Annotated in this window: 13 protein-coding genes; 12 read left to right on the top strand and 1 reads right to left on the bottom strand. The window is 44.0% G+C overall.

Translation table 11 applies throughout. The annotated features are described in order from the left end of the window. Positions 1–95 precede the first annotated feature (95 nt). The 3 genes from AC1XUE_RS11545 to AC1XUE_RS11535 all read left to right on the top strand — a co-directional run bounded on the left by AC1XUE_RS11545 (position 96) and on the right by AC1XUE_RS11535 (position 4650). Entirely contained in the window at positions 96–1988 is a 1893-nt protein-coding gene (locus AC1XUE_RS11545) for a tetratricopeptide repeat-containing sensor histidine kinase (protein WP_483356129.1), read from the top strand. 297 nt (positions 1989–2285) lie between these two features. Then, positions 2286–3218 carry an NAD(P)-dependent oxidoreductase gene (locus AC1XUE_RS11540; protein WP_483356128.1) on the top strand — a complete coding sequence of 311 codons (933 nt, stop codon included), beginning with the start codon at positions 2286–2288 and terminating at the stop codon, positions 3216–3218. Between the two features lie 343 nt (positions 3219–3561). Further along, complete coding sequence (locus tag AC1XUE_RS11535) at positions 3562–4650, top strand: Gfo/Idh/MocA family protein (protein ID WP_483356127.1); 1089 nt, start codon at positions 3562–3564, stop codon at positions 4648–4650. Positions 4651–4791: 141 nt separating this feature from the next. Here the strand turns inward: AC1XUE_RS11535 and AC1XUE_RS11530 are convergent, their stop codons facing one another. Beyond that, the gene (locus AC1XUE_RS11530) at positions 4792–5532 is read right to left on the bottom strand and encodes an NUDIX hydrolase (RefSeq protein WP_483356126.1); all 741 of its coding nucleotides are present in this window, start codon (positions 5530–5532) and stop codon (positions 4792–4794) included. 172 nt (positions 5533–5704) lie between these two features. Here AC1XUE_RS11530 and AC1XUE_RS11525 point away from each other — a divergent pair, with 172 nt between their 5' ends. From AC1XUE_RS11525 to AC1XUE_RS11485, 9 genes are all read left to right on the top strand, one after another. Next, entirely contained in the window at positions 5705–9142 is a 3438-nt protein-coding gene (locus AC1XUE_RS11525; RefSeq protein ID WP_483356125.1) for a ThuA domain-containing protein, read from the top strand. 328 nt (positions 9143–9470) lie between these two features. Next, entirely contained in the window at positions 9471–11123 is a 1653-nt protein-coding gene (locus AC1XUE_RS11520) for a glycoside hydrolase family 28 protein (RefSeq protein WP_483356124.1), read from the top strand. Between the two features lie 62 nt (positions 11124–11185). Next, a complete protein-coding gene (locus tag AC1XUE_RS11515; RefSeq protein ID WP_483357985.1) occupies positions 11186–12808 on the top strand; it encodes a glycoside hydrolase family 43 protein in 1623 nt (540 codons plus the stop codon). 288 nt (positions 12809–13096) lie between these two features. Then, on the top strand, positions 13097–13708 hold the full coding sequence (locus AC1XUE_RS11510; RefSeq protein WP_483356123.1) for a TetR/AcrR family transcriptional regulator: 612 nt from the start codon (positions 13097–13099) through the stop codon (positions 13706–13708). A 74-nt stretch (positions 13709–13782) separates the two neighbouring features. Beyond that, complete coding sequence (locus tag AC1XUE_RS11505) at positions 13783–14814, top strand: efflux RND transporter periplasmic adaptor subunit (protein WP_483356122.1); 1032 nt, start codon at positions 13783–13785, stop codon at positions 14812–14814. Positions 14815–14930: 116 nt separating this feature from the next. Continuing rightward, positions 14931–18059: an efflux RND transporter permease subunit gene (locus AC1XUE_RS11500; RefSeq protein WP_483356121.1), complete on the top strand. Its 3129-nt coding sequence runs from the start codon at positions 14931–14933 to the stop codon at positions 18057–18059. 15 nt (positions 18060–18074) lie between these two features. Beyond that, on the top strand, positions 18075–19352 hold the full coding sequence (locus AC1XUE_RS11495; RefSeq protein ID WP_483356120.1) for a TolC family protein: 1278 nt from the start codon (positions 18075–18077) through the stop codon (positions 19350–19352). Positions 19353–19418: 66 nt separating this feature from the next. Further along, a complete protein-coding gene (locus AC1XUE_RS11490) occupies positions 19419–19655 on the top strand; it encodes a hypothetical protein (protein ID WP_483356119.1) in 237 nt (78 codons plus the stop codon). A gap of 35 nt (positions 19656–19690) precedes the next feature. Next, the gene (locus AC1XUE_RS11485; RefSeq protein ID WP_483356118.1) at positions 19691–20269 is read left to right on the top strand and encodes a TetR/AcrR family transcriptional regulator; all 579 of its coding nucleotides are present in this window, start codon (positions 19691–19693) and stop codon (positions 20267–20269) included. Positions 20270–20281: the final 12 nt, after the last annotated feature.

Here is a 20281-nt window from a genome sequence, read left to right as displayed (position 1 = left end):
ATTTGTAGAAATATTTAAAAGTTCTCCCCTCCATTATCGAAAATATGCGGTCATTGAGCGCACTGTTCTTTTGTTTCTGCATCGCTATATTACTGATGACAGGACATTTTAAATCTTTTTCTTATAGTATCCAGTCAGATACATCCAGGCCTCACATTACGGGAAATTATAGGATTGACACAGCACGGGTCAATGCGCTTAACGACATAGCGCGTGAAAGTTTTTCATACGACGCAAAAAAACTGCACGGTGCGAGTCTTCAGGCGGTGGAGTTGTCCAGAAGGCTGGGCTACAAGAAGGGGGAAGCCATTGCTTACCAGAACATGGCTTTATCATATATGCTCATACATGGCGATGTCATCGCTCTGGACTATCTGAACAAAGCGCTTCTGCTTTTTGAACAACAGCAAGACACGATTCATATAGCGGGAGTGGTGAATTACATGGGGTGCTATTATGCTACCTTAAAGGACTATCATCAGGCGTTACCCTTTTTTCTGAAATCTGAGAGGCTTATCGGCACACACAAGCATAAATTAATGCTTACTATCCTGTCCAACACCGGGTCGTGCTATGAGGATCTGGGACAATATGACAAAGCCGCTTCTTACTACAGTAAGGTCAAAATTATGTCAGATCAGATTGGTGACTATGCCTGGACTGTTACTTCACTCTATCAGCAAGCTTCGCTACACTTCGTGAAAAATGAATATAATCTCTCTTTGGTTGTGCTTAAAAAGGCTTTTTCCTTAGGGAAGCGACAACAGGTACCCCCACGTGATATTCAGGCGTTACATCTGCTGATGGGAAATGTGTATTTCAAGCAGAAGGCATTCAAACTTGCAAGGCAGCACTATCGATTAGCGGCAGATATTGCCGGTAAAATGAACAGCCGGGAGGGCATGTCGGAGGTATACCAAAAACTATATCTGCTCGACTCTCTTTCCGGGGATTACAAAAATGCATTAAAAAATTATCGTAGTCACAGAGCTATACATGATAGTCTGGTCAATGATAATAAAAACAGGCTTGCTACTTTATTTAAAATTAGATTTGATCTGAGTGAAGAACAAGCGGAAAACGACAAACTTATGCTGGAAAAGCGGGGTCAGGATAATGTCATCTTCTACCAACAACTCATACTGGGTCTGGCAGCTCTGTTAGTTGTGGGTGCCACGTATACAGTCATGAGGCTCAGGAAGGTCAATGGAAAACTAACGGCGCTGAATGGTCAGATTGTTTTGCAGAATGAAGAACTTACCAAAGTGAATGGGATTAAGAATAAACTTTTTTCCATCATTGCACATGATCTCAGGAGCCCGTTCGGCCAGTTCATCAGTCTGCTTGAGATGGTAGAAGCACACATGCTGGAGCCGGACGAAATTGCATCAATGATGCCTTATCTGAATAAGTCTGCTTCACAAACCATGTCTATGATGGACAATCTGCTGACCTGGTCGCGCAGCCAAATGAACGGTTTCAAAGTCAAAAGTTCGGATGTTGTTCTGTACGATCTGATCAAGGAGAAGGTAGATAAGGCGTCAGCCAATATTAAGAGCAAAAATATTTCTGTAGAAGTTTGTATAGGTCCGGGTGAGAAGGTTTGGGCTGATGAGGAAATGCTTCGTATTGTAATCAGAAATCTGTTGGCCAATGCCATTAAGTTTACATCATTCGGTGGAAGTATCATATTCACAACTCGTACATGCCATGGTTCGGTTGTTATAGCCATTCACGATTCAGGAGTAGGGATCGAAGCCGACAATCTGGTGAAGCTTTTTTCAATGGATGCAGTGAGTACCCGTGGCACCGAGCAGGAGGCAGGAACAGGTATAGGTCTGAAAATTTGCAAAGATCTGGTTGAACTGAATTATGGTGAAATTTGGGTCGAGAGTGAACCGGGTAAGGGTAGTACCTTTTATATAGGATTGCCAGACAAGGCAGGAAGTTTTTTTCAAAAGGAACTGGTTATACAGGGACGAAGCTAAAGTAGTTTCTCGGCTTTTAAAGCGTTTCTACACCTTGATAGATCGAATTTATATAATGTGTGTATTCACAGTAGAAAAAATCAATTTACTCAGTCATAACCTTAAATTTTTCCAGTACCGCGTTCTATTTTAAGCTGCAATTAAAATAATCGTGAAGCTATAATTTTCGCTGTTATCGGTATGTTAAGCATAGTAGTGTCAGCTATATAGCGTAAGGTTTCATTGGATGGAACAGTATTTTATGGTTGCCGTGTAAATGTTCATCGGCTTTCTAAGCCATCAATTAAAATACTCCACATGAAAATTCTCATATATGCAGATATCCAAAAGTCATATCTGGACGATCTGATCCGCCAACTTCCCAAGGATGCAGAAATTATTTTAAAGCATGGACTGTCAGACGCTGAGCTTAAAGATGCAATCGATGCATCAGAAATTCTGATTGGTAATCCGCCAGTGGAAATGCTCGATCCGATTCCCAAGACGTTGAAATTCTGGCAACTGGAAAACGTCGGTTTCGAACAGTACAAAGGATTGACTTTTAACGGAATAGTAGCGAATGTCGGTGACATGTCTGCCGCCGCATGCGCTGAAACGATTGTAGCAGGTGTACTAGGATTTTATCGGGGTGTACATCTGATGGTACGACATCAGATCGAACAGAATTGGATAGGTGAAAAGATCGAAAATGAGCTGTCAGTTTTAGGCGAAAAGCAGGTAATTCTATTGGGTTCCGGTGCTATTGCCGAGCATGTAAAGACCATACTCACCTCTTTCGGATGCCGGGTGCAAATGACTGCTAAGAGTGACCCTGATGCAGATATCCATTCTTTTGAAAAATTGTTGAAACAGCTCGCTCATACGGATCTGGTCATCAATACGCTGCCGGGAAATCTGGAAAAGTATGTATCTGCTGAGTTTTTTAGCGCTATGAAGCAAGGAGCACTTTACGCCAGTATTGGAAGAGGTACCACTACGGATGAATCAGCTCTTACCCAGGCTTTGGAGAGTGGGAAATTGTGTGGCGCAGTGCTTGATGTAACGGAAAAAGAACCTTTGCCAGCCAACAGAAAGCTCTGGAAAATGACGAATGTGATTCTTACACAACATACCGGAGCTGCTCATAGTGAAAGAGACCGGGATAAGGTTGCCAAGTTTGTGGAGAATATCGGGCAGTATCTGAAAGGTGCTAAGGTGAAGGATCAGGTGGTGCTTTCGGAAGGCTATTGATAGGAATAATGAGAGAAATGACCAGTAACCAGCTTCATTTATTGAAAGGTGGCCCTGTATGAAGCGGGGCCATTTTGTGTGTGCAGGATGGAAGGAATGACCAGCTGATGTTCGACAAAATTTTCAAAAATGCAAAGATCTTATGTATCACCGTTATGCCATACAGGAACATAGATGCGTATTTTTTGATGTTAATAATTATCTTCATTATGGAAAGATCATCCTGATTCGTCGGTAGACAGGTTTTTTATCAAAAATGATAGCAGATTGAGTAAACGTCTTGATGTTTTTGGTTTACTTAGTAGCATAATCAGCTACCTGTTCCAAACTAAAAAACAATACTATGCTCCTTGAAAGGCGTGATTTTCTCTCGACATTGACAATAGCTGGTGTAGCCAGCCTGCTACCCGATACAAATCTGCTGGCTTCTATGATCCCCAAAAAGGAAAAACTGGGTATTGCGTTGGTAGGATTGGGTTACTACAGCACCGATCTGCTGGCACCGGCCCTTCAGATGACAGAAAAGTGTTATTTGGCTGGAATCGTAACGGGCACACCTTCAAAGGCGACAACCTGGAAAGAGAAATACAAGATACCTGATAAGAATATTTACAATTACCAGAATTTTGATGACATCAAAAATAACCCGGACATTGATATCGTATATGTGGTATTGCCGCCATCCATGCACCGGGAGTTTGTTGTCAGGGCAGCTAAGGCCGGCAAACATGTATTTTGTGAAAAACCGATGGCGCCTACAGTTGCTGACTGCCAGGCAATGATTGATGCTTGTAAGGCCAATAAGGTCAAGCTGGCTATTGGTTACCGTTGTCAGCATGATCCTAATATACAGGCCGTGATGCAGGTTGCAAAAGACAAGCGTTTTGGTCCTGTAAAAATGATTACAAGTGCAGCAGGTTATTTCGATGCGCGGACTACACATTGGAAACAGAATAAAAAGCTGGGTGGTGGTGTGATGGGTGATATGGGCGTATATGCTTTGCAGGGTGCAAGGCTTGCCACAGGTGAAGAGCCTATCAGCGTAATAGCTCAGGCATCTACAACACGTCCGGATATCTACAAGGAGGTGGAAGAAACGATGATGTTCATGCTCGAATTTCCGAGCGGTGCCAGGGCGAGTTGCCAGACAAGCTTTGGTATCAACATGAATTATCTGCAGGTTAATTATGAAAAGGGGTGGTTGAAACTCGAACCGCAGTCATCTTACTCAGGAAATAAAGGAAGTATGTCCGACGGCACTGCCATCAACTTTCCTTTAAAGAATCAGCAAGCCAAACAGCTTGATGATGACTGCAATGCAATTCTCAACAATACAGACTTTATCACGCCTGGCGAAGAAGGCCTTCGCGATATCAAAGTGGTCGAGGCGATCTATAAATCGGTAGCTACCGGCAAAAGTGTAAAGATTTAGATTGATTTGATAGTCATCGCGACAGCTTCATTTTCCGTAATAGGCACTGTCGCGATGCCTTCATCAGGTAGTTGCAATGATTGATCGAATCAGAAGTTCCATACAATTTTGCAAGGGAGCCTAACTTTTAATTTCTCATTCTTAATTCTTTATTCCAGATTCTGCCCACCTATATAAATAAGGAGCCTTATTCGCCTTGCCCGTAAATTTTTTCTCAAGTCGTTCCAGTACATTCAGATCCAGGATTTTCTTCTGGAAATTGCTGCGTAAAAGTGTCTTGTTCAGCACCACTTCGTAAATCTGCTGCACCTCATTCATTGTAAATGTTTCAGGAAGCAGATTAAAGGCAATCAGTTTTTGATCCAGGTTTTGCTGCAAACTCATCAGCGCTGCTGCTACAATCTGGTTATGGTCCATAATCATCGGGGGCAGATTCTGGATGTCGTACCATTCTACGGACTCGTCGGCTTCCATTTTTACAGGAATCACTTTGGTGATGTCTACAAGTGCATAATAGCCGATAGATACAAACCTTTTGGTGATCCATTCCAGCTCTTTTCGGTTAAAATGTTCAGCGACAAAGGCCTCTCCATTCAGCTCTGTAAGCTTGTCCCAAAAGCTCAGGTTACTTCTGTCTGTCTCTCCGAAAACCCTGAACTGCTCCAGATAAATGTCTCTGATACCTGTGCGTTCTTCAAGGATACGCCTGGCTGCCTGGTCTATACTCTCGTCTTGACGTACAAAGCCGCCCGGTAGCGACCAGAAGTCGCCTTTGAAAACCAGCTTTGGGGATAATACTTTCAATTGGTTCTGACTGAATCCGAAAATGACACAGTCTATCGATAGTTGTGGGATGTGATCGCTCGCGCGCAATGATATCATGGGTTAGGAATTAATGAACGGGCAATTTACTATAAAAACAGCTTTTTTGACACTGCATTTAAATTGTAATATGTAAATATATAAATGAAAAAAAATTATTGTATATAATTTATACAATAATGATCAGATCGTTTAACTTTGCTTTTGAATATTAAATCAATCTTATAAAACCATGAAATTTTACAGAATAGCAGGACTGCTGACCAGTTTGTGCCTGATGGTGCTCACTGGCTTTGCTCAGAGTCCGAAACACAATCTGCTGGTGTTCTCCAAGACGGCAGCTTTCAGGCATGAGTCCATTGAGGCCGGAAAGAAAGCACTTTCCAAAATGGGTGCTGAAAAAGGATTTACGGTAACATTCAGTGAAAATTCGGATCTGTTTACCGAAGCGAATCTGAAGAAATACAACGCCGTTGTGTTTCTGAACACGACAGGTGATATACTTAATAACGAACAGCAGATTGCTTTCGAGAGATACATACAGGCTGGTGGAGGTTACGTAGGTATTCACGCCGCTACAGATACAGAGTATGACTGGCCGTGGTACGGAATGCTTGCTGGGGCCTATTTCCTTTCTCATCCCAGTACACCGAGTAATGTACAGAAAGGGAAATTTACTGTTGCTATGAAGGATCACTGGGCTACGAAAGGTATGCCTGATCAGTTTGAGCGTACCGACGAATTCTACAGTTTTAAAAACATTTCTCCAAAAATAAATGTGCTGCTCACACTGGATGACAAGAGTTTTGTAGGTGGTGCTAATCCGGATTTTCATCCGATCAGCTGGTTTCAGGATTTTGATGGCGGAAGGTCTTTTTACACCGGAATGGGGCATACAGATGAAACTTTCACAGAACCACTTTTCTTGAACCATTTGTGGGCAGGAATTCAATATGCGGCGGGAGGGGAAAATCCGAAAGCACTTGATTTCACCAAATCACGTCCGGAGGAAAACCGCTTCTCAAAAGTAGTGTTGGCAGAGAAGTTGGATGAACCCATGGAGCTGAGCGTTTTAAATGATGGAAGAGTATTATTTATTCAGCGTAAAGGAGAAGTGAGGTTGTATAATAGCAAAACCAAAGAATTGAAGATAATCGCCAAGCTTCCTGTCAGCGTGAAATATGTGAGCAAAGAAGGTAAGGAATCAATGGGTGAGGATGGTTTGCTGGGATTGAGCAAGGATCCTGATTTCGCTAAAAATAACTGGATTTACCTTTATTATTCTGATCCTAAGGAGTCGAAAAATGTACTGGCACGCTTTGAGCTGAAAGGCGATGAACTGTTGATGGATTCCAAAAAGGTAATGCTTGATATCCCGACACAGCGCGAAGAATGCTGCCACACCGGAGGATCCATTGCCTGGGATAAGGCAGGGAACCTTTATTTGTCTACAGGTGATAATACCAATCCGCACGGTTCGAATGGCTACAGTCCAAGCGACGAGCGCGAAGGACGCAGCGCCTGGGATGCTCAGAAATCTTCTTCGAATACCAATGATTTGCGTGGGAAAATTATCCGTATCAAACCGCAGACCGACGGAACCTACACCATTCCTGAGGGTAATTTGTTTCCAAAAGGAACTGCGCTGACAAGACCTGAAATTTACACGATGGGGCACCGCAATCCTTTCCGTATTTCGGTGGATCAGAAAACAGGCTATTTATATTGGGGTGAAGTGGGACCGGATGCTGCCAAACCTGATTCTTCCCGCGGAGCTGCCGGTCATGATGAGGTGGGTCAGGCAAGAAAGGCAGGTAACTTTGGCTGGCCGCATTTTGTAGGCGACAATAAAGCCTATAACAAATATGATTTTGAGAAGGAGAAATCAGGTGAACGCTGGAAAGTGGACGCGCCGACCAATACTTCACCTAACAACACAGGACTGAAAACTTTGCCTGCAGCAGAAAAAGCATTTATCTGGTATCCCTACGATGCATCTCCTGAGTTTCCTCTTGTGGGTGCCGGTGGGCGTAATGCCATGGCGGGCCCGGTATTCTATGCCGACGATTTCAAAAATGCAGCACGCCCTTTTCCAAAATACTATGATGGGAAATTCCTGAGCTACGACTGGATGAGAGGCTGGATCATGTCTGTTACGATGGACAAAGAAGGTAATTTTAAGTCTATGGAGCGGTTTATGCCAAGTTATTCTTTCTCTAATCCGATGGATATGGAGTTCGCTGAAAACGGTGACTTGTACATGCTTGAATACGGTTCGGGTTGGTTTACGGCAAACGATGATGCACGTCTGATCTATATTGAATATAATGGAGGTAACCGTAAACCTAAGCTAGAACTGGCGGCTAATAAACTGGGCGGTTCGGCTCCTTTCAATTTGAAATTGACCTCAAAAGGAACCCAGGATCCCGATGGCGATAACTTGTCTTATTCCTGGAAGATCAGCTCTAAGAATGGTTTCAATAAAGTAGTCAATACACCGGATGCCAATTTGACACTAACCAAAATGGGTGTGTACAAAGCAACCTTGACTGTGAAAGATGGAAAAGGTGGTTCAGCTTTTCAGTCGGTTGATATTACAGTAGGTAATGAAGCTCCGGTATTGCATATTGAATTGTCAGAAAACAACAAAACGTTCTTTACACCGGGAAAAGATTTTAGTTATGAAGTGAAAGTGAGCGATAAGGAAGATGGAACCTTGGGTAAAGGAATTGATGCAGAAAGTGTAGCATTTAACATCGATTACCTCGCTGAAGGGTATGATAAGGTTGCGATTGCTCAGGGACATCAGACGGCGGACGCAGGCGCACTTTTGGCGACGGGCAAAAAACTAATTGAGGCCAGCGACTGTAAAGCTTGTCACAGTGTAAGCACCAAATCGATAGGGCCTTCTTACAAGGATATTGCCAAAAAATACAAGGGAGATCAGTCAGCAGTAGAGAGGCTTACCAAAAAAGTAATTGCCGGAGGTGGCGGCGTTTGGGGCGAAACGCCTATGGCAGCACATCCGCAACTGTCGACTGCTGACGCTTCAGAAATGGTGAAGTATATCACGAGCCTTTCGAGCGAAAAGGCGGGTTCACTTCCTTTAAAAGGCAGCTATACAGCCAAACTTCCGGATGGAGATAAAGGCAAAGGTGTGTTTATCGTTCGCGCTGCTTACGAAGACAAAGGTGCGAAAGGATTGCCATCTTTGAAATCTGAAAAGACGGTCGTATTACACAATGCGAAAGTGGATGTTCATGCATTTGATGCCTATGAGAATGTAAACAAGATGTCGTTTGGAGGAAACAATCTGGCGATTCCATCACGCTCGGGCGCTTTTATGGGTATGAAGCAAATGAATCTGAAGGGTGTCTCTGAGCTGTTGGTGCTCGCAACAGCTCCCAAGGCGCAACTGAATGCAAAAGGTGGCAAGGTCACGCTTCATTTGGATAGCCCTTCTGGTAAGATCATCGGAGAGTCTGAGTTTTTGGAAGCATCGGATAAAGCAGGTTTTACTCCGACACCACTTCGGATCAAAATTAAAACAGATGCGTCACTGGCAGAAAAGCCACATGATGTTTACGCAGTATTTACCAATCCTAATGAGCCATCGGGTAGTCTGATGGTGGTGATGGGAACCGAGTTTATATTGGGTACGGGAAAATAGGTCCGCACCATTAAAGATCGAAAATAGCACCCCGAGTATATTTTGTAAATAAGTTAAATGAGTTGAAGACCTGGCGGGCATTGCTTGTCAGGTCTTTTATTTGGCATCAGCCTACCGTCATTATTGTCGATTTTACAGTTATTTATTATTGTTTGTTAATCAGTGGGTTACAAAGTATGCGGCGTGATGTTTGGGTATGAATAAAAAAAGTAAAATTCTTCCGGCATTCCATCAGTAGAAAAATAGGGGCATGTGATTATTAGGGTTTATTTTAGTATTCATCCAAAAATTGGGCAGGTGAACAGCTTGTCCCGATGTCAAAAAGCCCATGTTTTACAAGAAATTAGGATTACAGATTGCCCTTGCCGCCTTTTGCGCATGGGATGCAAGTGCCCAGACTGCGGCTGCTTATAGCTGGAAAAATCTTCCCAAAATCCAACAACCCGTCTTCAAAAAAGATACTGTTCGTATTACCGCTTTTGGCGCAGTAGGCGATGGTCATACGTTGAATACCAAAGCGATCAACGAAGCGATCAGTACGATCAGCAAAAAGGGTGGTGGCGTTGTGCTTGTATCTCCTGGTTTGTGGATCACGGGCCCTGTAGTGCTTAAAAGCAATGTGAACCTGCATATTCAGGAGTCGGCTACGCTTCTGTTTACTACCGATAAAACGCAGTATGGACTTGTTGAAGGTTCGTATGAAGGAAAAAGTGCTGCCAGAAACGAGTCTCCGATTTCAGGGTTAAATCTTGAAAATATAGCTATAACAGGTAAAGGCGTTGTAGATGGTAACGGGGATGCTTGGAGGGCTGTTCACAAAAGTCAGCTGACTGAAAGTGAGTGGAAGGAAAAAGTGGCATCTGGCGGTGTGTTGAAAGATGATGGTAAAACCTGGTATCCAAGCGAGCAGTTCAAGCAAGCCAGTGTGCAGAATAAAAGTATGCTGCTTACACCCGGCACTACTCCGAAGGATTTTGCCCACATGAAGGATTTTCTGCGTCCGAACCTTGTCGTACTCAACAACTGTAAAAAAGTACTGCTTGAAGGCGTGACTTTTCAAAATTCAGGTGCTTGGTGTTTGCATCCTTTGATGTGTGAAGACCTGACAATGAGAAATGTGCGTGTTAAAAATCCTGATTATGCGCATAACGGAGATGGGATGGATATCGAATCCTGCAAAAACTTTTTGATAGAAGGATGTGTGCTCGATGTTGGAGATGACGCTATCTGTATCAAATCAGGTAAAGATGAAGAAGGTAGAAAACGTGGCAAACCAACTGAGAATGGTGTGATCAGAAATAACATTATTTACAAAGGTCATGGTGCTTTTGTGATCGGCAGTGAAATGAGTGGCGGAGCAAGAAACATCTTCATTGAAAACTGTACGTTCATGGGAACCGATAAAGGGCTTCGTTTCAAATCGGTGAGAGGACGGGGCGGTCTGGTTGAAAACATCTATGCGAGAAATATTTTCATGCGCGATATCGTTCAGGAAGCTATATTTTTCGACATGTACTATTTTGTCAAATTCGCAACGGACGGGGTGCGCGATATGAGTCCGGTTGTCAATGACGGTACACCCGTTTTCCGGAATATGCAGTTTGAAAACATTGTTTGTAACGGAGCGCAGAAAGGGGTATTTATCAGAGGTTTACCTGAAATGCCTATCCGCAACATTACAATGAAAAACATGACTTTAAGTGCGGATAAAGGCATTGAACTTACTGATGCTGATCAGATCAGTTTTGATAATGTACAGCTGATCACAAAGCAAGTGAGCCCGATTATTTTCAGCGATAACAGTACCAATATTTCTTTAAGCGGAATCAAATACGATAGCAGCGATCTGCTGATTTCAGTTACAGGAGAGCGGAGCAAAAACCTGAAAATCGATAAAACGGATTTGTCAAAATCAAAGAAAGTAGCTCAGTTTGAGAAGGGGGCAGAGGAAAAAAGTCTGACACTTGTAAAAGGAAAGTAACCCGTTTTTATCGCTATCATCGTATGAAACATATCGTTATGGCTGGCGCTTTTACTCTGGTGATGACCGGAGTATCTGCTCAGCAAACAGTGAGTAAAATGCAGAATGCCGATGCACCTGTATCCAAAGTATGGGTGTCTGATTTAGGCAACGGAACATTCAAAAATCCTGTACTGAATGCCGATTATTCAGACCCGGATGCGTGCCGGGTAGGAGAGGATTTTTACATGATCGCGTCAAGCTTCGACGCTGTACCAGGACTTCCGATTTTGCATTCCAAAGACCTGGTGAACTGGAAGTTGATCGGTCATGCGCTGCATCGCCAGCCGCCCATTGCGCATTTTGAAAAAACACAGCATGGTAACGGCGTGTGGGCGCCGGCGATCCGCTACCACAACGGAGAATTCTATATCTACTATCCTGATCCCGATTTTGGTATATATCTTACAAAAGCCAAAAACGCAGCCGGGCCTTGGAGCGAGCCGGTATTGGTTGAGGCAGGATTGGGTTTGATTGATCCCTGCCCTTTGTGGGATGACAACGGGAAGGTGTATCTGGTACACGGCTGGGCCGGGAGCCGCGCTGGTATCAAAAGCGTGATAACTGTGAAAGAAATGAATGCAGCCGGAGACAAAGTTTTGGATCAGGGTGCGATTGTGTATGATGGCCATGAGCTGGATCCTACAGTAGAAGGGCCTAAGTTTTACAAGCGTAACGGTTACTATTACATTTTTGCACCGGCTGGCGGCGTTTCAACGGGTTGGCAACTTGTACTCAGATCTAAAAATGTGTGGGGCCCATACGAACGTAAGGTGGTGATGGACGAGGGTAAAAGCGGCATCAACGGGCCTCATCAAGGCGCATGGGTGGATACCAAGCCTGTGAACGGGAAATCGGAAGACTGGTTTTTACATTTCCAGGATAAGGATATGTACGGGCGTGTTGTACACCTGCAGCCTATGAAATGGGTAAACGACTGGCCGGTAATCGGAGCGGATGCGGACGGAGACGGAAAGGGCGAACCTGTGCTGGTGTACAAAAAACCGAATGTGGGTAAAACCTATCCGATTGCTACTCCGCCGGAATCGGATGAATTCAATTCTGTCGCTTTGGGTAAACAATGGCAGTGGCAGGCCAATCCGAAAGGTATCTGGTTGTCGACCAGCAATACAGGATCTCTGAGGCTCTATTCTCAGAAAATACCCGAAGGTGCTGCTAACCTATGGTCTGTACCGAATGTATTGATGCAGAAATTCCCGGCTGAAGAATTCACAGCTACTACCAAGCTATCGTTTAAGCCTAATGCTAAACTTGTTAACGAAAGGACTGGGCTTGTTGTGATGGGGCAGAGTTATGCAGGGCTGGTGCTGAAAAGTGAGAAGGATGGTATAGCGCTGGTGAGTGTTGTTTGCAAAAAAGCGATTGATGACAAGCCTGAGAAGGAGACCACACTGGGGAAATTCAAATCAGGTGAAGATGTCTATTTAAGAGTAAAAATCGAAAAGAAAGGTTTGGCCCGTTTTAGTTACAGTCGCGACGGAAAACAATTTGAACAGGTAGGAGAAGCATTTCAGACTGAGCCCGGAAAGTGGATCGGAGCGAAGGTAGGGATATTCTGTACCCGTGATACGCAGATAAATGATTCAGGTTACGCTGATTTTGACTGGTTCAGGATCGAGCCCTGATCACTTATTTTAACAGGCGAAGTGACGTCGGCTGGTGGTTTGCAATACGCAAGCTGCCAGCCGATTTTTTTGTTTCTGTTTGGTAAGATTGCAACAATATCCTGTAGACTGTGAAGTGTTTTTAGTCGGATTTGAATAGCTGTGCCAACGAAAATTGAATAGTATATACGTTGTTTTGTTTATTTTCAATATAAATATTCAATGAAACGGGCTGTTTTTTTGTGATTTAATTTGGTGCGGAAAATTTAAGACTCTACTTTTGGACTATAAATCATTTTTGGTCTAAAAATGAAAGTTAAAAGTGAAATACTAAGGTGTAAAATTTTGTCGGCTGCGGACTGCCTTTTTCAGAAATACGGTCTGAACAAGACTACTATGGAAGACATCGCAAGAGAGGCGGGTAAAGGAAAAAGCACCTTGTATTATTATTTCAAAAGTAAGGAAGAGATTTTTGATGCCATTATTCAGGACGAAAAAAACAAATTTTTTGACCAGGCCCAGAAGCTGATTGCTGCTGCTCCTTCGGCTCGCCAGAAAATGGAAGCATTTTGTAAGTCCCGGCTCCTGCGTATCAAAGAAGTAACCAATCTGTATGAGGTAATGATCAATGAAGTGCGTGAGATGCTTGGAAACGATCAAATGACGGACCCGACACTCAAATACCGGACAGAGCACAATGAGAAGGAAATCAGGATTTTGAAGGGTATTCTACAATATGGTGTTGCCACAAAGGAGTTTCGGTTTTTTACTGAAAAGGAGCTGGATATCATGGCCTTTGTATTGATGAGTGCCAATCATGGCCTCGAACTTGACCTGATTTTATACAACCGTGTTGATGACGTAGATGGCAAGGTAAATTTTCTCAATGAGATGATGATGATAGGTATCATGCGGCAGTGAAGATATTTTTTTTGCCCGTTAGTCGACTAAAAAACAATTTTATTCTATAATTCTAATTATTAACACATCTGAAAATGAATATTACCTTGAAAAGATCTGCTCTTCCGCTACTGGTAGGAGTGGTATTGATCGCCTGCGGACAAAAACAGGAAGAAAAGCCAAAAGACACTTCACCCGTTAAGGTGACAGTACAGCAAATCAATTCTGGGAGCGAAGCTGAGCAACTCAGATATTCCGGTACGATTGAAGCTGAAAATCAGGTTCAATTGGGTTTTGCAGTACCTGGTACGGTCGCATCCGTATTGGTTAACGAAGGGCAAATGGTTTCTGCCGGACAGTTGCTTGCCGTTCTTGATCCTACAGAATATGACAATGCGCTTTTGATTGCGTCTGCCGGTCTGGAACAGGCAGAAGATATGTATACCCGTCTGAACGGTTTGTATGAAAAAGGAAGTTTGCCTGCCAAAGATTTTATAGATATCAAATCCAAACTTGCACAGGCAAAGGCCAACCGTAACCTTTCGCTGAAGCGTGTGAAAGATACAAAATTGTACGCCTCTATGTCGGGTATTATTACTTCTAAAAACATTGAGAAAGGCGCTATGGCAGCACCGGGCGCTCCTGCTTTCACCATTATCAATACTTCCAAAGTGTACGCAAGGGTTTCGGTACCTGAAAGTGAAATCGGGAAGATTTCAAAAGGACAGACTGCCAACGTCTCGATCGCAACGATTGGTCAGCAACTGACAGGAAAGATCGCCATTATCAATCCGATGGCCGATGCTGCTACTAAATCTTACAGCGTGAAAATACAGCTTCTCAACGGACAAGGGAAAATACTTCCCGGCATGATAGCCGATGCCGAGATTGCAACAGGCCAGAGTGTGGATGCGATTACTGTACCTACCAAGGCTGTGATTCGCGATGCCGACGACATTACTTATGTATATGTGGCTAACGGCGATAACAAGGTAACACGCAAGCGTATTACTGCCAGTGGACTGAAAGGTGATGATGTTGTGATCAGCGATGGTCTGCAAAGTGGTGACCGTGTAGTGGTAACCGGTCAGACTAAACTGAAAGACGGAGCCACCGTTAGCCTGTAAGGGAGCAGAGTTTTTAAGTCAAAATTTACTTTATATCTACATGTAAATTGAAGGTTCACCCTATCATTTACAATAAAAGCTAACGGCCAATAGCTCACAGCTAATCGCTTTCAAACATGAAAAAACGTACATTAAACTTTATAGAAGCCGCTATGAAGTACAAGCAGGTTACACTTGTTGTAACCACCTTGCTTGTATTACTTGGGGTGAATGCCTTGCTGAATATGCCCCGAAGCGAGGATCCGAAAATTGACATGCCGGTGGGGATGGTGATGGCATTTTATCCTGGAACCGATGAGGTGCAGATGGAGAAGCAGGTGACCAACAAAATTGAGCAGTACCTGTTTTCTTTCGAAGAGATCCGTAAAGAAAAAACCAAATCCGAAACCAAGGACGGACAGGTTTTTATCACTGTTGAATTGCATACCACTGTGAAAGACAGGAAGAAATTCTGGAGTTCTTTGCAGCATGGTTTGAATATGAACATGGCCGGGGTGCTTCCGAAGGGGGTTATCGGGCCTATCGTGAACAGTAACTTTGGTGATGTGGTTGCGCAGATGATCACCGTATCATCCCCTAAAAGAAGTTATGCGGAAATTGAAAAGTATCTGGATAATCTGGAAGACGGATTAAAAACAATTCCTACCGTTTCCAAGATCAACCGCTCGGGAGGTCAGAAACAGCAGATTTATGTGACGGTCGACGATCTGAAAATGCGCCAGTACGGTTTTGATATATCCGCTATTGTAGGCGCGCTTCAAACCCAGAACGTGACAGGATATACAGGTGAGCTCACGGTTGCCAATAACAACGTACCTGTGTTTGCAAGTACCCGCTATAATACTGAAGCAGACGTTGCCAATCAGATCATCTATACCAATCCGAATGGTACGGTGGTGCGACTGAAAGATGTCGCTAACATTGAAAGACGTTACGAAGAAACGTCCTCGTATATCCGTGTGGGTGAGGACAAAGTGATGATGCTTACTGTGGAAATGCAGCCCGGTAATAATATTGTAAAGTTCGGTCAGGAAGTGGAAGCCAAAATGGCTCAATTACAAAGTACCTTCCCCGACGATGTGAAGGTAGAAGCGATCGTGAACCAGCCGGAAGTGGTGGGTAAAAGTATCAGTCACTTTATGGTTGAGTTTGGTATTGCCATTGCTACAGTACTGGTTGTGATCATGCTGCTGATGCCATTCCGTATTGCAGCCATTGCTTCTCTGGCAGCGCCTATATCGATTGCGATCACGTTTGGTATTATCAACATTATCGGAATTGAGCTGCATCAGGTAACGCTGGTGGCTTTGATTATTGTGATGGGGATGGTGGTAGATAACGCGATTGTGGTTGTAGATAATTACATTGAAAAACTCGATGAGGGAATTACGCCATGGACCGCCGCCTGGCAGGCAGCAACCCAGCTTTCGTTACCTATTTTCACGGCGACGCTGGCAATTATTTTCGCTTTTGCCCCGCTTGCCTTCTTTATGAATGGTATTGCCAAAGACTTCATCGCCGCTTTGCCCGTAACGGTTGCTGTGGCTCTTACAGCATCGATGGCCGTAGCACTTTTGGTAACTCCGTATACGTGTTATCTGTTCATTAAGAATGGTTTGAAACATAAAGTATCTGACCGTCCACCGAAACTGACTATTCTCGACAGACTACAGAACGGCTTTAACAAAGTGGTTGAGCTTTGTTTCCGCAATCCGAAATCTACCATTGCGGTTGCTATTGTATCTGTGGTAATGGCATTGGTGGTAGCAGGCAACGTAGATCAGGAATTCTTCCCGACTGCCGAAAGAAATCAGTTCAACATGGAGGTGTGGTTGCCAACAGGAACTTCACTGCCGGTAACTGAGGAAGCTGTGAAGAAACTGGAGAAAATGTTGAAGGAAGACAAACGTGTGGTGAGTGTAGCCAGTTTTGTCGGAGGAAGTTCTCCCCGTTTCCATATTACCTATGCACCGGAAGTACCTAGAAGAAATTTTGCCCAGATTTTCATTACAACGGTCGATGACGACGCAACCAATGAGATGGCAAAAGAATATCTCAAAAAACTGGACGGGTTTTTGCCGGATGGAGAGATAAAAGTAAGGCAGCTGAGTATGCAGGCAACTTCCCCGATTGAAGTACGCGTCATTGGTGAAAATATCCATGATCAGAAAAGAGTGGCTGCTCAGGTGGAAGAGATTCTCAGAGGGGAGCCGGGCGCCAACTTTATCCGTAATGATTATGATACCGATAACTTCGGTGTTACAGTAAATATCAAGGATGATGTTGCAAGTCGTCTGGGTGTATCCAAGCAAGCGATTACCCAAACATTGGGAGCCCAATTGAAAGGTTTCAGTGCTTCCACATTGTGGGAAGGAGATAAGCCGGTTGATATTTTCCTGAGACTGGACGCAAATAGCCGGAAAGATTTCAACGATCTTTCAGATCTGTACATCAGTACGCAATTTGGTGGTAAAGTGCCATTGAAAGAAGTTGCAGAACTCGTACCGGGGTGGCATACAGGAAAAATTGCACACAGAAACGGTCTTCGTACGCTCACTGTAACCTCTGAAGCTCAAAACGGAATCCGTGCTTCAAAAGTGCAGGCCAATATCGAACCAAAAATAGCCGCGCTTGATATTCCTGAGGGTATCCAGATCCAATACGGTGGAGAGATTGAAAACAGCGGAGAAAATCAACCCGGTATGGGTGCATCCTTGGGTGTGAGTTTGATCCTGATTTTCCTGACACTTTTGTTTCAGTTCAAGAATTTTAAGAAAACGCTTATTATCCTTGCAACTTTTCCATTGAGTTTATTGGGGGCATTCCTGGGGCTTTTTCTTACAGGCAATCCGATGGGGATGACCGCTTTCATGGGAATAATATCTCTGATTGGTATCGTAGTGCGGAATGGTATCATCCTGGTCGACTATGCGGATGAGCTGGTGAATGACCACGGTTACACGATCAAAGCAGCAGCGTTGGCAGCGGCGAAACGCCGTATGCGTCCGATATTCCTGACGTCCTCAGCAGCAGCGGTAGGTGTAATTCCAATGATTCTTGGCAAGTCTCCGATGTGGGGACCGCTGGCGAGTGTACTGGCATTCGGACTGATGGTGTCAATGGTACTTACACTATTTGTAGTTCCTGTACTGTACTTCCTGTTTGTAAAACCTGAGCCGGTAGAAGAGGAGCTTGTGCAGCCAGATGCCGACGATCATATTCAATACCGACCATCCCACGCATAAATCAAGGAAATAATCATGAATGCATATATTAAATCAGGTTTTGCAGCGGCTCTTTTGATGCTTGCTCAGCAAGTAACAGCGCAAAGGTCTGTTACGCTAGAGGAAGTCAGAAGGCTGGCTGTTGAACAAAACAAAAAAATAAAACAGGCGCAGCATCAGATTGATGCTGCAAGAGCTGCCCAGGATGGAACCAAAGGGTTGGATAAGCCCGCCATCGACGGTTCAATTGCAGCTTTTCATGTAGGCAAACCGTTGAGTAATCTTTTGCCTGCAGTAGGTGTGAGTCCGTCGTTGACAGTGACACAACCGATTTACGCGGGAGGTAAAATCAAGATTGGACGGGATTTGGCCACAAAAGGTGTACAGATTCAGGAAGCCCAAAAGGCGCTTACCGAAACGGAAGTGCTTTTGAATGTAGACAAAGCGTACTGGCAGATTGTGAGCCTGAAGGAGAAAATCAAACTTGCCGAAAAGTTCGAAGCATTGCTTGAATCTCTGAGTAAAGAGCTGACCAACTCGTATGACGCAGGTATGATCTATAAAAATGATCTGCTGCGGGTGCAGGTACAACGAAATGAAACAGAGCTTAATATCAGTAAAGCAACAGACGGTCTGGAGCTTTCCAAAATGAATCTTGCTCAGATTATCGGAGCGCCGTTGGATTCGGATCTGATGCCGGCGGATTCTGTAGTGGGAACATTTGATGCCATAACTGCCGGATCTGCTGCTACCGCTATTGAAGGACGTGCCGAGATAGCATTATTGAAAAAGGTAGTTGAGCTGGAAGAACTTCAGGAGAAAATGCTCAAAGCTGATTTTCGTCCGACTGTAGGTGTGCTGGCTGGTGGTTTTGTTGGTATTGGTAAAAAAATGAATATCGAAACCGGTGGCAACAGTATGGCATCCTATTTCGGAATGCTTAGCGTGAACATTCCGATCTGGGATTGGGGACAAAAGGCTAGTAAGGTTAAAGAGCAAGGTTTTAAGCTGCGTGCGCAACAGATCCAGTTGGCTGAAACCAAGGAGCTGCTCTCGCTGGAAATTCAAAATGCCTATCTGAGCTTGAACCAGGCAGCCAGAAAGATCGAACTATCGGGTGCTTCTCTGCAGCAGGCCGAAGAAAATCTCAGGTTGAGCAACGACCGCTTTAAAGCAGGAACAGTGACGGGGCAGGATGTGCTTGAAGCGCAGACATTGTGGGCCCAGGCCAACAGCAACATCATTGATGCTCGTATTGAGTACAAAGTGAGCGAAGCTGTCTATAAAAAGACAATAGGTGAAAATCTTAATTGATGGGGTTATTTGTAGTGTGACTTTCCGGAAGGGCTTTGTCTCTCCGGAAAGCTAATGACGTGTGAGATGGAGGAAACATTAAAGGATATTATTTTCAGATTGACAGGATTACCACTTTCCGCATTTGCTGACCATGCCTTGTTGGAACACGATTTGAGAATAAATCAGGTAAAGATGAAGGTGCTGATGCAGAGGCTGGATACAGCTTTTGGACTACAAACAGATACGAATATCTGGTGTGTATTTCAACGGGTGGGAGATATCAGGAGCTATGTGGCTGATCAATTGGAATCAAAAGGATAAACACTTCTCAACAAACTTAACTATAGCTTCCAGACATGACGACTGAAGAAAGGATACTGAACCGCTCCTCCGAACTTTTTGCCCAGTTCGGCATTAATGTAGTGCGTACGGATGATATCTCAACGGATTTGGGCATTTCAAAGAAGACCTTCTACAAATATTTCTTCAGCAAGGAGCAGCTGGTAGTCAGGGTGATGGAGGATATGCTGGAAAGGTCATCCTCGGAAATGGACCAACTGGTGAATTCGTCAGAGAATCCTATTGAGCAGACTTGTGCGCTCTGGGATCTGATCACAGCATTTCGCAAAAAGCATAATCCCAATTTTATCAGAGATATGCAAAGGAGTTATGCCAAGGCTTGGGAACTGGTGGAAAACTTCAGGGCTGGTTTGGTAAAAGATGTATTGATTCAAACGCTGAAAAACGGAATTGCAAAGAACTTCTACCGGCAGGATCTGAACAAAGAGGTGGTAGCCACGCTCTGGCTGGATCTTTCTTCTCAGGAAAACCAGATTCCTGGTTCTGACGAAGAGATTAAAAATCTTTTTATCAGGGGATTACTGACTGCCGAAGGATTCAGAAGTTACGCCTGCTTATGTAATCACAACTCCTAACAAAGTGATCAC

The organism is Dyadobacter sp. HNCC25DJ187 (genome assembly GCF_056895255.1).
Note: the sequence above shows the minus strand (reverse complement) of the source record. Positions and strands in the feature narration are given on the sequence as shown.